14 protein-coding genes and 3 pseudogenes are annotated in these 12,715 nt (G+C 60.3%); 14 read left to right on the top strand and 3 right to left on the bottom strand.

Annotation, left to right across the window (positions count from 1 at the left end; all coding sequences use genetic code 11):
* Positions 1 to 84: 84 nt before the first annotated feature.
* From V1289_RS09380 to V1289_RS49620, 4 genes and pseudogenes are all read left to right on the top strand, one after another.
* Entirely contained in the window at positions 85 to 852 is a 768-nt protein-coding gene (locus tag V1289_RS09380) for an SDR family NAD(P)-dependent oxidoreductase (RefSeq protein WP_334396685.1), read from the top strand.
* Between the two features lie 83 nt (positions 853 to 935).
* On the top strand, positions 936 to 1,721 hold the full coding sequence (locus V1289_RS09375) for a carboxymuconolactone decarboxylase family protein (protein ID WP_442895978.1): 786 nt from the start codon (positions 936 to 938) through the stop codon (positions 1,719 to 1,721).
* A 116-nt stretch (positions 1,722 to 1,837) separates the two neighbouring features.
* Positions 1,838 to 2,233 (top strand): (R)-mandelonitrile lyase, encoded by a 396-nt coding sequence (locus V1289_RS09370; RefSeq protein WP_334407366.1) that lies wholly within the window; start codon positions 1,838 to 1,840, stop codon positions 2,231 to 2,233.
* 107 nt (positions 2,234 to 2,340) lie between these two features.
* Positions 2,341 to 2,942, top strand: a pseudogene (locus V1289_RS49620) (SDR family NAD(P)-dependent oxidoreductase).
* Here the strand turns inward: V1289_RS49620 and V1289_RS09360 are convergent.
* Together V1289_RS09360 and V1289_RS09355 are read right to left on the bottom strand one after the other, a co-directional pair.
* The gene (locus V1289_RS09360) at positions 2,872 to 3,102 is read right to left on the bottom strand and encodes a hypothetical protein (RefSeq protein ID WP_334396683.1); all 231 of its coding nucleotides are present in this window, start codon (positions 3,100 to 3,102) and stop codon (positions 2,872 to 2,874) included. The pseudogene V1289_RS49620 and the gene V1289_RS09360 sit on opposite strands and share 71 nt — an antisense overlap.
* 126 nt (positions 3,103 to 3,228) lie before the next feature.
* Positions 3,229 to 3,419: pseudogene (locus V1289_RS09355) on the bottom strand (hypothetical protein); the annotation flags it as partial.
* 61 nt (positions 3,420 to 3,480) lie between these two features.
* Between V1289_RS09355 and V1289_RS49615 the strand changes: the two are divergent.
* The 9 genes and pseudogenes from V1289_RS49615 to V1289_RS09315 form a co-directional block, all read left to right on the top strand.
* Positions 3,481 to 3,570, top strand: a pseudogene (locus V1289_RS49615) (hypothetical protein); the annotation flags it as partial.
* Between the two features lie 170 nt (positions 3,571 to 3,740).
* A complete protein-coding gene (locus tag V1289_RS09350) occupies positions 3,741 to 3,920 on the top strand; it encodes a hypothetical protein (RefSeq protein WP_334396682.1) in 180 nt (59 codons plus the stop codon).
* Between the two features lie 7 nt (positions 3,921 to 3,927).
* A complete protein-coding gene (locus tag V1289_RS09345; RefSeq protein WP_334396681.1) occupies positions 3,928 to 4,128 on the top strand; it encodes a nuclear transport factor 2 family protein in 201 nt (66 codons plus the stop codon).
* Between the two features lie 248 nt (positions 4,129 to 4,376).
* Positions 4,377 to 5,303: an AraC family transcriptional regulator gene (locus V1289_RS09340; RefSeq protein ID WP_334396680.1), complete on the top strand. Its 927-nt coding sequence runs from the start codon at positions 4,377 to 4,379 to the stop codon at positions 5,301 to 5,303.
* A gap of 267 nt (positions 5,304 to 5,570) precedes the next feature.
* Positions 5,571 to 6,581, top strand: a complete 1,011-nt coding sequence (locus V1289_RS09335; RefSeq protein WP_334396679.1) for a zinc-binding dehydrogenase — start codon at positions 5,571 to 5,573, stop codon at positions 6,579 to 6,581.
* Between the two features lie 36 nt (positions 6,582 to 6,617).
* On the top strand, positions 6,618 to 7,046 hold the full coding sequence (locus tag V1289_RS09330; RefSeq protein WP_334396678.1) for a nuclear transport factor 2 family protein: 429 nt from the start codon (positions 6,618 to 6,620) through the stop codon (positions 7,044 to 7,046).
* 97 nt (positions 7,047 to 7,143) lie between these two features.
* Complete coding sequence (locus tag V1289_RS09325; RefSeq protein WP_334396677.1) at positions 7,144 to 8,523, top strand: aldehyde dehydrogenase family protein; 1,380 nt, start codon at positions 7,144 to 7,146, stop codon at positions 8,521 to 8,523.
* A 111-nt stretch (positions 8,524 to 8,634) separates the two neighbouring features.
* A complete protein-coding gene (locus V1289_RS09320; protein WP_334396676.1) occupies positions 8,635 to 9,306 on the top strand; it encodes an HD domain-containing protein in 672 nt (223 codons plus the stop codon).
* A 100-nt stretch (positions 9,307 to 9,406) separates the two neighbouring features.
* The gene (locus tag V1289_RS09315) at positions 9,407 to 10,354 is read left to right on the top strand and encodes an enoyl-CoA hydratase/isomerase family protein (RefSeq protein ID WP_334396675.1); all 948 of its coding nucleotides are present in this window, start codon (positions 9,407 to 9,409) and stop codon (positions 10,352 to 10,354) included.
* A gap of 660 nt (positions 10,355 to 11,014) precedes the next feature.
* Here the strand turns inward: V1289_RS09315 and V1289_RS09310 are convergent.
* Positions 11,015 to 11,851: an alpha/beta fold hydrolase gene (locus V1289_RS09310; RefSeq protein WP_334396674.1), complete on the bottom strand. Its 837-nt coding sequence runs from the start codon at positions 11,849 to 11,851 to the stop codon at positions 11,015 to 11,017.
* Positions 11,852 to 12,288: 437 nt separating this feature from the next.
* Between V1289_RS09310 and V1289_RS09305 the strand changes: the two genes are divergently transcribed.
* Complete coding sequence (locus V1289_RS09305; RefSeq protein WP_334396673.1) at positions 12,289 to 12,618, top strand: hypothetical protein; 330 nt, start codon at positions 12,289 to 12,291, stop codon at positions 12,616 to 12,618.
* The last annotated feature ends 97 nt before the right edge of the window (positions 12,619 to 12,715 follow it).

Below are 12,715 nucleotides of genomic sequence, written 5' to 3'. Positions count from 1 at the left end.
GCCCACCGACATGGACGACGTCCCGTCTTTCGCCGCGAGCGAAGCGCCGGTCCAATGATCCTGCAATACAAAATGAGGCGTTGGATGAACCCGATCTACGACTTCAAAGGACAGGTGGCCCTTGTCACCGGTGCCGCTCAGGGCATGGGACTGGCAACGGCACGGATGTTCGCCGAGAGCGGCGCCTCTGTCATTTTGGCCGACCTGGACGGCGATCTCGCCGCAAAGGAAGCCGAGCGGATCGTCAGGGACGGCGGCACCGCAATTGGCTTGGCCTGCGACGTCGCCAACGAGGCGCAGGTGGCGGCGATGGTCGACCGCGCGGTCGCAGAATACGGACGGCTCGATATGGCATTCAACAACGCCGGCATCCAGGTGCCGCCATCGGACGCAGCCGAGGAGCCGATCGAACATTTCGAGCGCGTCACCGCGGTAAACCAGCGAGGGGTCTGGGCCTGCATGAAGCATGAGCTGCGCGTGATGCGCGATCAAGGAAGCGGCGCGATCGTCAATTGCTCTTCTTTGGGCGGTCTCGTCGGCCTTCCGCAACGCGCAGCCTATCACGGCACCAAACACGCCGTGCTCGGAATGACCAAGAGCGCGGGTGTCGAATATGCCCCGCGCGGCATCCGCATCAACGCGGTCTGCCCCGGCACAATCGACACGCCGATGGTCGGCGACATGCTCAAAGGCCAGGCCGACGCGATGGCCGAAATCATGAAGCAGCAGCCAATCGGCCGCCTCGGTCGGGCCGAAGAGGTCGCGGCCGCCGTGTTGTGGCTATGTAGTCCGGCCGCGAGTTTCGTAATCGGCGCAGGCCTGCCGGTCGACGGCGGCTTCACCGCGCACTGAGGGCCATACCGCCAAGACTGCCGATCTGAAGCATTCGCGCGGATTCAGCGGGCGGGGCCACGTTCAAAAAGAAGGAGTTTCCGATGAGAACCCTCACGACGATCACCTTTACGCTTTGCCTGGTGGTACAGGCCACTGCCCAGACGGCAGCGACCAAGATGGAAGGAACCAAGGTCATGCCTGCGACAGAAGACATTCGCGCCGTCGCGCCGGTCCTCGAAAAGTATGCCAAAGGCGTCGTGCTCGGCGATCTATGGAAGCGGCCGGGACTGTCGGCGCGCGACAGGAGCGTCGTCACTGTCGCCGCTCTGATCGCGCGCGGTCAGACGGTCGAACTGCCGAACTATCTCAATCTCGCGCTCGACAACGGCGTAAAGCCCGCCGAGATCTCGGAGATCATTACGCATCTTGCGTTCTATACCGGCTGGGCCAACGCCATCGACGCCGTTCCGGCAGCAAAGGACGTGTTCAAGAGCCGCAATATCGGAGCCGATCAACTGCCGCCAGCTTCCGGACCGCAACTTCCCTTGGACGACGCGGCGGAGTCGCAGCGCGCCACGCGAGTCGAACAGCAATTCGGAAAGATCACGCCTAGCCTCGTCCAGTACACGACCGATGTGCTGTTCCGAGACCTCTGGCTGAGGCCGGGACTCGCGCCACGGGACAGGAGCCTGGTCACCGTCAGCGCCCTGGTCGCGACCGGCCAGGTCGCGCAGATCACCTATCATTTGAACCGAGCGATGGACAACGGGTTGACGAAGGAGGAGGCCGGAGAGGTCGTCGGCCATCTCGCCTTCTATGCGGGTTGGCCCAACGCATTCTCGGCCGCGCCGGTGGTCAAGGAAGTCATCGAGAAAAGGCCCCGGTAGCAATGTCGTACTCTCGTCGACAAGTTATCGTCGCCACCACCGGGTTCGCTGCATTCGCGGCGACGGGCGCCAGCGCGGAAACCTCGAACGTGCAGTGCAGGAGTTTAAACATGGATATCGACATCAAACGAAACGGCTCTCGTCCCGCCGCCAAGGGGTCTGCGGACTGGTTCACCGGATCGGTCCGCATCGACCCTCTCTTCCAAGCTCCGGATCCCGCACGCGTCGGCGCCGGCCAAGTCACGTTCGAGCCTGGCGCTCGGACAGCTTGGCACACGCATCCGCTTGGGCAAACGCTGATCATCACAGCAGGGCTCGGCTGGGTGCAGCGCGAAGGCGGGCCCGTCGAGGACGTTGGTCCAGGCGACGTCGTGTGGTTTCCGCCCGGGCTGAAGCACTGGCACGGCGCTTCGCCTACCACCGGAATGACGCACATCGCTATCCAAGAATCGCTAGGCGGCAGAAACGTGGATTGGCTAGAAAAGGTCAGCGATGAGCAATATCGAAAATGACAAATGTGCCCGTTCGGTCGGAAAAATCGAACGATCCGTTCAGCGATATTTTTGCGTCGGCGAGCTGATCGCTGCAATTCGTGAAACTCGTGAAGGGGACGTGAGAGATGAGCGAAGCGACACCAAGGACTCCTGCTGAAACAGACCAGCGGCCGCGAGACTGGATGAAGCGATCACAGATTGAAGGGCTCGCTGCATTGATTGTCGGCGGCGGGAGCGGCATGGGTGCAGCATGCGCGCGGACCTTCGCGGCCAACGATGGGCTGGTGATCGTGGCCGATCTCAACCTGGAGAACGCGGAGCGGGTCGCGTCGGAAATCCGCGAAAGCGGAGGCAAGGCGTCGCGCGACGTCTGGACGTGTCCAAGCGAGTGGACATCGATACAGCAGTGCAAAAAACAATGGCTACCTATGGTCGACTCGACGTGCTGATCAACTCAGCGACATGGAGCGCCAACTGTATGCTCGAAGATGTGGACATGCGCGACTGGGAGACAGCCTTCCAGACCAATGTCCATGGGCCGTTACTACTCGCCCGGGCCTGCCTACCGCATTTTCGGAAGAGTCCCGCACCAGCAATCGTCTTCGTCGGATCGTTGGCTGGCGTCGTGGGCTACGCCCGAAAGTCGGCTTATAGCACTACGAAATCCGCCGGATGCGATCGACGTACTCATTGGGCGCCAGCTGTTCGGCGCTTGGGTTGGGATTGAGGATCGTCTTCTTGATGTCCTCCGGCGAGCGAAACCCGCCTTTGACTTGCATCATCCGAACGACGGTCAGCCACGACATCATGACGGCTTTGAGAATCATGATGGAAGCGGCGATGGCATAGGTGTTGAAAAGGGGATTCTGAAAGCTCAGCTTGTCCATTGCTCCTGCCCTCGCGTTCCTGCGATCCGCAATCATTCAATCATGCGAAAGCACTTGATGGCTAGGCGCGTGTCCGGGCGTTAGATGGCAAGCGGCGGGCTCGGGCGGGTCGGCGTTCCGGCAGTTCTAGTCGATTCCGGGCGGGCACTCCGGGCAAGTGTCGCCGATCGAGTCCAGCACCTCCGCGATCGCGACCGCGGCGGCCGGCGGGGAGCAACCGGGCGGCGGGTCTTCGCAAGCGATCTGGAGAGCGCGCTCGCGGGCGTGCGGGTCGGCGCGTCCTGCATCCAGCCGTGCTCCTCGCATTCCCGGATGGCGGCGCCGCGCTATAGAGGACGGCGAAGATCAACTTGAGACCATTGCTAAGCGAGCGGCTTCACCAGCGCCGAAATCCTTCGCCGCCTCTTTCAGCGACGCCTGGGCGTGAGCCCGACCGCCTACAGGCAGCGCTTTCGATCGGCGCGCTGAGCGGCATAAAGGCGAGACGACGTTGCGCGCCTTGAGAGTGGTCGAGTCCCGGCCTGACCGCGAGACGGCTCCGATCCCAAATTTGGCACAAAAGGTGGGACGGATGGCATGGTCTGGTGGGGTCCGGGCTCGGTACACTCCGCCCGCATGCTGAGCCGCGGAGTGTACCGATGGAAGACGCAAAACAGATCGCCCTTCGCGCGTTGACCGGCGCCTTCATCGACCGGGATCCGAGTGTGGTTGAGCGCTATTTCGCCCCCGACTACATTCAGCACAATCCCGCCATTTCCAAACGGCCGGACCGCCATTCCCGGTCTTATCAAAAGCTTAAGCAAAGATTTTTCCTATGAGCCCGGCATGGTCGTGGCCGAGGGCAATTTGGTCATGGTGCACGGCCGCTATGTCGGCTGGGGACCGAAGCCGATGGTGGCGGTCGACATTTTCCGCGTGGTGAACGGCAAGTTGGTTGAGCACTGGGATGTGATGCAGGAAGAAGTGCCCGCATCCGCGACGGCGAGCGGCAATCCCATGTTCAGCCCGATCCGCAGCGGATCGTGACGCCATCACCACTGGGCCGTTATAGTTCAGCGCCGGTAGCTCCATCAGAACAACATCCATGCCTCGCGAGCATGGAGCCAGCCTACAAAGTCTTCTTCAAGCGGACTAGCGGTCTATATAGCAAAAATGGGACGTCAGCCAGGACGAGCCCACGTGGGAACAGTCGCGCAGCGGTTTCCCGATGTTCGGCTATAAATTCCCGGCCTGAGGAGTGGTGAGGATTGACTTGGGCGGCGCCGGAGAGTGTGATGGCAAAGCGAGATATCTTCAACAGGCGAATGCAGCACATATTGCGGCTGTCCGATGAGCTCGCTCCAGTCATCAAGACAATTCAAAAGAATTCCCTGGCGGCGACGCGGTGCGAACTCGTCATGCCTTTTGACGCCGTGACCAACCCGTCGCCTCGCGACGACGCCTATATGATCGTCATACAGATACACGGAAAGAATTCCCGCGAACTTTGGTTGGACGGCAAGCCGATAAAGACCGACCCGCTCCATGCAGGCGGCGTCGTGTTTCACGACATGCGCCAAGGCCCACGGTTCTATTTCCACGACCCTCTCGACTCGGTGAATTTTTATCTGCAGCGGAAGACTCTGGATGCGATCGCGGACGACGCTGACGCCCCGAGGATTTCCGATCTGAAGTTTACTCCAGGCGTGGGCGTCAGGGACCACGTTGTAGGGGAACTCACGCAACTGCTTTTGCCGGCGTTCGATAACCCTGAGCAGGTCTCCCGGCTCTTTGCCGACCATATAAGCCTGGCTTTAGCCACTCATATCGCTCACGCGTATGGAGGCATGAGAAGCGTCGCCGTGCCCTCGCGAGGCGGTCTCGCCACATGGCAGGAACGGCGGGCAAAAGAGTTCATGAGCGCAAACCTTCAGAGAGATGTTTCTCTTGCGCAGCTTGCGACGGAATGCTCGCTATCGGCCGGGCATTTCGCTCGCGCGTTCCGGCGTTCGACGGGTCTGTCGCCGCACCAATGGCTACTTCAACATCGGGTTGATGAGGCGCATGGACTATTACTCGACCGTAGGCTCTCGCTCGCCGAGATCGCACGCGCCTGCGGTTTTGCCGATCAAAGCCACTTCACGAAAGCCTATACGCGTCTGCGTGGTATCTCCCCAGGCGCTTGGCGGCGGCGACAGCAGGCAATTACTCCGAAGTCCTGAATAGGCGAACAGCAGCCGTGGTCCTACTCGATTCGAATCGAACAGACCAAGGATGTTTCGTTTTTACAAGAGCGCGCACGCCGGATCGCGTAGCTTTACGAAGTACCAGGAGTGTCAGAAGCGGAATGGGATGTGCCCAAACCGCACCGACTCACATTTTGGCAGGAAACGTGGCCCAATGGCATGGCCCAGGGGAATGCCGGCTCGGTAGAATTCCGATTACAGCAATTACAGCAGCGAGTAGCGGAGGGCGAAGTGGGAAAAAAGATGTCCACCTATCGCGCAGTGCAGGCGGTCAGTCCTGGAAAGCTGGAGCTGACCGAAAAGCCGTTGCTCGATCCGCCTGCCGGTCAGGTCCGCATCCGTGTCGAGGCGTGCGGCGTGTGTCATTCAGATTCCGCGACCGTAGAGGGGATCTTGCCGATCGAGTGGCCGCGAGTACCCGGCCACGAAGCGGTCGGACGGATCGACGCGATTGGAGAGGGCGTTGAGGGCTGGAAGCTGAACCAACGGGTCGGCATCGGCTTTCTCGGCGGCAACTGCGGATACTGCGACTATTGCCGCGACGGCGATCTCGTGAACTGCACCAACCAAGGCTACACCGGTGTGCAGCACGATGGCGGCTACGCCGAGATGATGATCGCCAAGGCGAGTGGCTTGATTGCTGTGCCGGACGACCTCTCCTCGGTCGATGCGGCGCCCCTGCTATGCGCTGGCCTTACGACCTTTAGCGCGCTCAGAAACGCGCCGGCGCGGGCAGGAGACCTGGTCGCGGTATTCGGCGTCGGCGGACTTGGTCATCTCGGCGTGCAATACGCGCGTCACATGGGTTTCGAGGTTGTGGCGATCGACCGCGGCGACGACCGCGCCAATCTTTCGAAAGAGCTGGGCGCGCATCACTATTTGAACAGCTCCGCAGCCGACGTCGCAAAAGAGCTGCAAAAGCTTGGCGGCGCGCAGGTGGTGCTGGCCACGGCGTCGGGCGGCAAGGCAGTGGCCGCTGCCCTCGGTGGCTTGCGGCGCGGTGGCGTGGTGATTTCGCTCGGTGCGACCGATGAGCCGATCGAGGTGTCGGCATTCGAGCTTCTCTTCAAGCAACTTGGCGTCGACGGCGCCCTGACGGGCACCCCGCGGGCTGGCGATGCGACGCTCAGATTCAGTGCGATGAGCGACGTCGCCGCCATGGTCGAGACCATGCCGCTCGAACGGGCGGCGGAAGCTTATGCGCGGATGATGTCGGGCGAAGCCCGTTTTCGGATGGTCCTGACCATGGTGTAGGCCTCACCGTCATCAACAGCAGCCCAAGGGGCTTATATGAGCAACAGCCTAGATCTGAAGGCGATCACCGAAAAGTTTTTTGCCGCCTACGACGGTCATGACGTCGACGGCATGCTGGCTCTTTGCGCTGACGGCGCGCAAGGACGGTATCTTCCTTACGGCAAGAAAAGCGACATGCCGATCCGGGGTGGCCTTGAACAAATCTGGCGCGGCCTGCTGGGGGCAGTGTCCGATTTCGGAGTCGAGGTAGTTGAGATGATCCAGGGCGAAGGCAACGTCGTCGTCGTACAGGCGTTGCTCGGCGGCGCCATGCCGGCGGGTGTCCCTGGCCTTGTAACGAAAGGCAAGTCCGACCGCATCGCCCACGCCTACATCATCCGCTACAGCGCGGAGGGCAAAATCATGCGCCTGGATTGTTATTGGGACAACACCGCCATCAACGCTATTAAGGCGAGCGTTCTGTGAGCGCACGCGAAGACGTCCTGTCGAGAAGATGCGGCGTACCGCGTCGCGTCGCTGAGAAAAAGTCTGTAGGCAATTCTGACGTCTGGCGGTGGTTCCGATGAATCAATTTCAGAAAATATTCGACGCCCAGAAAGCGCTCTTCGCCACCGGGGTCACACGCAGCTACGAATGGCGCGTCGACCAACTCGATCGCATGGCCCGCATGATCAGGGAGAACGAGGCGCGCTTCCAGCAGGCGATGGCGAAGGAATTCAAGACGGCCTCGCAGGAATACATCTTCGAGACAGCGGCATCGGCTGGCGAGAGCGAGGTCCAGAAGAGCCAGCTGAAAGAGTGGATGAAGCCGGTCGAAGCACCGGTGCCACAGTTCCTGGCCAAAACCGGCCATAAGGGGATGATCTATCGCGAGCCCTACGGCGTGGCGCTCATCATCGGCCCCTTCAACGGACCCCTGCTCCTGCTGATCCGTCCGGCGCTGGCGGCGCTCGCGGCCGGAAACACCTGTATTCTCACGCTGAGCGAAGCGCTCCCGGAAACGACCAAGGTGCTGCTCGACCTGATCCCGAAATATTTCGATCCGGCGGCCGTAGCCATGGTAGCTGGCGGCAAGGAACAGAACACCGAGCTCCTGAAGCTCTCGTTTGACTTCATTTTCTTCACCGGCAGCACCTTTGTCGGCAAGATCGTTGCGCAAGCGGCAGCGAAAAACCTCACGCCCGTTCTGCTCGAACTCGGCGGGATGAACCCGGCGATCGTCGATGAGACCGCGAATATTCCCGATGCGGCGAAAAAGATCGTCTGGAGCGCGATGGCCTGGGGCGGCCAATGGTGCACCTCGCCGGGCTACGCCTATGTCCATGAGTCCGTCGCAGACGCCTTCGGCGCCGAGGCCAAGAAGGCCTTGGTTGAGCTCTTCGGCAATGACCCGAAATCCAACTCCGACTACTCGCGCATCATCAACGCCCGTACGGTCGACCGGCTGGCCTCGCTCATCGATCCCGCCAAGGTGATCGCCGGCGGCAAGTCAGATCGCGATGCGCACTATCTCGATCCCACGCTTCTGTATCCCGTCACCTGGGACGACAAGATCATGGAGGACGAGGTCTTCGGACCCATCCTCCCGATCCTGACCTATAAATCCTTCGATGAGGCGATGGCGCGGATGGCGAAAACGGGACGTCCGCTCGCCGGTTTCATCTTCAGCCGCGATCAGAAAACCATCGACCGGTTCATCGGCCAGCTGTCCTTCGGCGGAGGCGGCGTGAATCTGGTGAACGTTCACCTGTTCGTCGAGACCATGCCGTTCGGCGGCACCGGATCCGCCGGGATGGGCCACTACTACGGGAAATACGGCTTCGATGCCTTGACACACGCCAAGTCGATGCTGATCTCGCCGCCCGACGTCGCAATCGAACATCTCTACTCGCCCTTCACCGAGGAAAAGAACCGGCAACTTGCGGGATGGTTCGCGTACTGAGGCGCTCATGGCCCGGTCTCATCCTAGACCAATGCCGGCCTCTCTCACGCTCAGAGGCGCTGCAGTGGGCCGCAGCGGGTGTCGACGGGTGCATAACGTAGGCTTTGCTGAATGGAAAAAGCCATGACTTTGGCACGCGTAAAATCGGTGGCCGGTGTCAGGATTGCAGATACGGCCTTATGCAACGCGGCCGTGGACCTGTTGGAGTCCTGCTCACTCGCATTTCTCTGCTCGCATTGTCTGCGCACGTACATTTTCGGAAGCCTTGCCGTCAGGAGTATCGGACGTTCGGTGGTCGATGAGGAGGCCGCGTTTTACGGGGCGGTTTTGCACGATCTTGGCCTGGTCCCGCCCTATCGCGGCGACAACCGGTTTGAGGTGGATGGCGCCGAGGCAGCTCGCGATTTCTGCACAAGGCACCACGTGTCACCCGAGCGGGCCGATCTGGTTTGGAGGGCGATCGCCCTGCATACCTCCCCGGGCATCGCCACACGGTTGGCAGACGAGATAGCGTTGGTCCATCTCGGCGCCGGCCTCGACTTTCTGGGTCTTGGCCTCGATCAGGTGTCGCCACAGGTTCTCGAGGAAATCCTCGCACAATACCCGCGGATGAAGTTCAAATCGGAATTCCGCGATCTCCTTGTCGCGCACTGCCAACACAACCCCGCCGCACAAGTTCTGACCTGGACCGACGATGTTGCCCGCACCGCCGGCTGCACGTTGCACGGCCGTCCAATCCCGACGGTATCACAAATCATGGCGGCAGCGCCCTGGGACGAATGACCCGAACCCGTCGCTCTGAAGTTACGTTGGAATAGATAGGAGATAACGCGCCTTGGGTATCACGCATCCCAAATTTAAAGCGATATGACTCCCGCCCGCAATGTCGGTTGTAGCCACCAATCAAAGGATCAACAAGAGCTTCAAGAACGCGGTCAAACTCTTCTTCGCTGCCGCGTTGGCGGCAAACGCTCTTTCCGCATTTCTCGCACATGCCCAGGGGACCACAAAAATGACTGAGCAACCGAAGGCGCTAACCACCGATAAATCCGTGCCCGGCTATTGGCGGGTCACGCTGAATAACCCTCCCATCAATGCCATTACCGATCGCATGTACGATGAGTTCTATGACCTGGTGGGTGAAATCGAAGCCGACCAGTCGCTCAAGATCGTCACCTTCGAGAGCGCCAATCCAGACTTCTTCATCGCCCATTACAGTAGCGCTGAGCCGCGCAGCCGGTTCGGCGTGCCGCGCTGGATTGAGGCAGCCGATCGTCTTTCCAAGAGCAGTGTTCTGAGCATTGCTGTTATCCGTGGCAGGGTGCGCGGCGGCGGAAGCGAATTCACAATGGGCAGCGACATCCGTTTTGCCAGCCGGGAAAAAGCGATCTTCGGCCAACCTGAGGTCGCCACTGGACTGATCCCGGGTGGCGGCGCGCTCGACAGGCTACCCCTGCTGGTCGGTCGTGCACGAGCAATTGAGATCATCCTTGGGGCGGATGATTACGACGCCGACACCGCGGAACGGTACGGCTGGATCAATCGGGCAATACCCGATGCTGAACTTGACGCGTTCGTGGCGAATTACGTCCGCCGCGTCCTTTCGTTCGACAAACAAGCCTTGAGCACTGCGAAGGCGGCTATCAATCGAACTGGTCTGGCCGATCCCGCACAGTTGAAGGCCGTACAGGACACCTTCTTCAAGTCATTCGCGTGGGACGGCGCAAAGAAGCGCATTCCCGTCCTGATCCAGCGGGGAATAGGAAAGCCTGGCGAGTTCGAGCTGAATCTGGGAAGGAACGTCGGAAATCTGGTTTCCGATTCCAAGTGATCACCGACTGCCTTTGACACCCCATTCTTACGGCGTTGGTGCACCGGACGCCGATGCTTCTTGTCGACGATGCCATCGATTGGGGGAGGCAAAAGCCAGCCGAGCGTAGTCATGTAATGCGGTTGGCGTCATTGGCCCCGTCTTTCGCCTGCCCTGGCGGTAATCCCCTCAACAGCTCGTGCTGCCCCGATCGATAGCTGAGCAGATCGCGGCTTGATTGCAGTCCTACGCTATCACTGGGAGGGCGATCGGAAAGAGCACCAGAATCGAGCAATGTGACCTCCGCCTGCGGCGGCAGCCGTCGAGTCCGCCGTGTGGATGCAATGGCCGGTTTTGGCGCAAAGCTGCCGTTCACAGGCATGTCCGCTCCTGGGGGCGGAACGGAAGTGAGATTTCGGGATCATCCGGACCGTTGATGACCCGAAGCAGAAATTGCAATCGTTCGCGGCGAGGTAACCTACGGGTAGGTGATAGGGACTTCGATTCCGATCGCTTGCGAGTTCGATTAGAGACGGCCGGCGAGCGTTAGGTCCGCGCTTCAAAGTTGATGTCTGACTTCACGAATCTTCTGCCGCGAGGCGCAGCCCTCAGATCCAGCTTCCGCCGCGAGTGGCTCGACGGTGGTTGCCGAACCGGCTCACGCCGGTTCGGCAACGGCGATCACGACCGAATGAAAGCGAGCAAGTCGGAATTGATCACGTCTGCATTCGTTGTGCACATGCCGTGCGGAAAGCCGGGATAGACTTTGAGCCTGCTGCTCTTGAGAAACTTGGCCTGAAGCAGTGCGGCGTCCTTGTAGGGTACGACTTGGTCGTCGTCGCCCTGCATGATGAGCGTCGGCACCTTGATCGCTTTCAGATCTTCCGTCTGGTCGGTCTCCGAGAAGGCCTTGATGCCGTCATAATGAGCCTTGGCGCCACCCGTCATGCCCTGGCGCCACCAATTCTGGATAATTCCCTGCGAAACCTTCGCACCCGAGCGATTGAAGCCATAAAACGGACCGGATGCCACATCGAGATAGAACTGCGACCGGTTGGCGGCCAGCGCCTTGCGGAAGCCATCGAACACCTCAATCGGGGTCCCGTCGGGATTTTTGTCGGTCTTGAGCATGAGCGGCGGAACAGCGCTGATCAGAACGGCTTTGGCGACGCGACCCTGAGGCTCACCATACTTCGCGACATAACGTGCCACTTCGCCGCCGCCGGTGGAGTGGCCGATATGGACGGCCTTGCGGAGATCGAGATGCTCGGCGACCGCAGCCGCATCGGCGGCGTAGTGATCCATGTCGTGCCCGTCGCTGACCTGCGTCGAGCGGCCGTGGCCGCGGCGATCATGGGCGACGACCCGGAAGCCTTGGGCGACGAAGAACAACATCTGAGCGTCCCAGTCATCCGAGCTGAGCGGCCAGCCATGATGAAAGACGAGGGGCTGCGCGGTCTTCGGCCCCCAATCCTTGTAGAATATCTGCGTCCCGTCTTTGGTCGTTACAAATGTCATGCTCTCGGCTCCTTTTGTCTGGGCAGCAGTTTTATGGGTAGATTGGGCGGTCGCGGTGCTGAGGGAAAACAACGGAGCCGCAGCCGCGACAGCACTTGCTACAAGAGCCGTCCGCCGGGAGATCAAACTCTCCCTATCCCCTGCGTCCTTCGATTTCATCATGCCTCCTTGTTCGGGGGCGAACGCGAACTTCGAAACCCCTGAAACTTCAAAACGCGCGCTTTCGGACTGGTCCGAGGCCGTGGCGGGCCCCGGTTCCATCCATTCCTTCACTGCGGGGGTGTAATGTTTCCCCGCTGCACACGCTAGTCTGAGCTAGGCTCAACTCGCAAAAGGGAGCAGTTTTTTTCAAGTGGCGATTCGAATTGGATGACTTCAGCGTTTGCATGCTCTTCCCGGCGCCGGTTGCATTTCATGGTTTGCAGCGGAAACGCCCAATGGCCGACAGATTTTTAAATGACGCGCGCTCGTTCAATGGCGTGTCCAGCGATGACGCGGTGGCAGGTGGATTTGCGATAGTCCGCTTTGCCTGTGAGCAGTCGCATTTGGCAGGTCAGGTATTGGCACAAAGCGTTAGTTTGTGCAGTGCATGGCCATGTCCGGAGTTGCACTATTCGGATATGGCTAATCTGGCGGGCGATGTCCGCTTCTGCGTGAAGAGCAGACATCGTTTTTATTCGATTTGCTACTGGCCGCTTCTGGCGCAAAGGGGTCATTCGGCAATTCGAAAAGTTTACCTGGTGAGCGCATCACCTGACGGGATCTGAAACGAGGCTACGATTTATGAAGTGCCGTACCTGAGCGGCGCGTGAACCCACATTACTTCCGGCGCTCGACAGCTCCCTTTCAGCGTCCGCGAGCCGC

Origin of the sequence: Bradyrhizobium sp. AZCC 2289 (genome assembly GCF_036924615.1) — a bacterium.
Classification (GTDB): Bacteria; Pseudomonadota; Alphaproteobacteria; order Rhizobiales; family Xanthobacteraceae; genus Bradyrhizobium.
The sequence above is the reverse complement of the archived record's forward strand: the minus strand, read 5'-3'. Positions and strand labels throughout refer to the sequence as shown.

What these genes read in the sequence shown, in the direction of transcription:
- V1289_RS09335 (WP_334396679.1), top strand. Translation starts at nt 5,571, where the DNA reads ATGTCCACCTATCGCGCAGTGCAGGCGGTCAGTCCTGGAAAGCTGGAG.
- V1289_RS09375 (WP_442895978.1), top strand. Translation starts at nt 936, where the DNA reads ATGAGAACCCTCACGACGATCACCTTTACGCTTTGCCTGGTGGTACAG.
- V1289_RS09345 (WP_334396681.1), top strand. Translation starts at nt 3,928, where the DNA reads ATGGTCGTGGCCGAGGGCAATTTGGTCATGGTGCACGGCCGCTATGTC.
- V1289_RS09305 (WP_334396673.1), top strand. Translation starts at nt 12,289, where the DNA reads ATGGCCGACAGATTTTTAAATGACGCGCGCTCGTTCAATGGCGTGTCC.
- V1289_RS09350 (WP_334396682.1), top strand. Translation starts at nt 3,741, where the DNA reads ATGGAAGACGCAAAACAGATCGCCCTTCGCGCGTTGACCGGCGCCTTC.
- V1289_RS09380 (WP_334396685.1), top strand. Translation starts at nt 85, where the DNA reads ATGAACCCGATCTACGACTTCAAAGGACAGGTGGCCCTTGTCACCGGT.
- V1289_RS09330 (WP_334396678.1), top strand. Translation starts at nt 6,618, where the DNA reads ATGAGCAACAGCCTAGATCTGAAGGCGATCACCGAAAAGTTTTTTGCC.
- V1289_RS09315 (WP_334396675.1), top strand. Translation starts at nt 9,407, where the DNA reads ATGTCGGTTGTAGCCACCAATCAAAGGATCAACAAGAGCTTCAAGAAC.
- V1289_RS09360 (WP_334396683.1), bottom strand. Translation starts at nt 3,102, where the DNA reads ATGGACAAGCTGAGCTTTCAGAATCCCCTTTTCAACACCTATGCCATC.
- V1289_RS09320 (WP_334396676.1), top strand. Translation starts at nt 8,635, where the DNA reads ATGGAAAAAGCCATGACTTTGGCACGCGTAAAATCGGTGGCCGGTGTC.
- V1289_RS09340 (WP_334396680.1), top strand. Translation starts at nt 4,377, where the DNA reads ATGGCAAAGCGAGATATCTTCAACAGGCGAATGCAGCACATATTGCGG.
- V1289_RS09325 (WP_334396677.1), top strand. Translation starts at nt 7,144, where the DNA reads ATGAATCAATTTCAGAAAATATTCGACGCCCAGAAAGCGCTCTTCGCC.
- V1289_RS09310 (WP_334396674.1), bottom strand. Translation starts at nt 11,851, where the DNA reads ATGACATTTGTAACGACCAAAGACGGGACGCAGATATTCTACAAGGAT.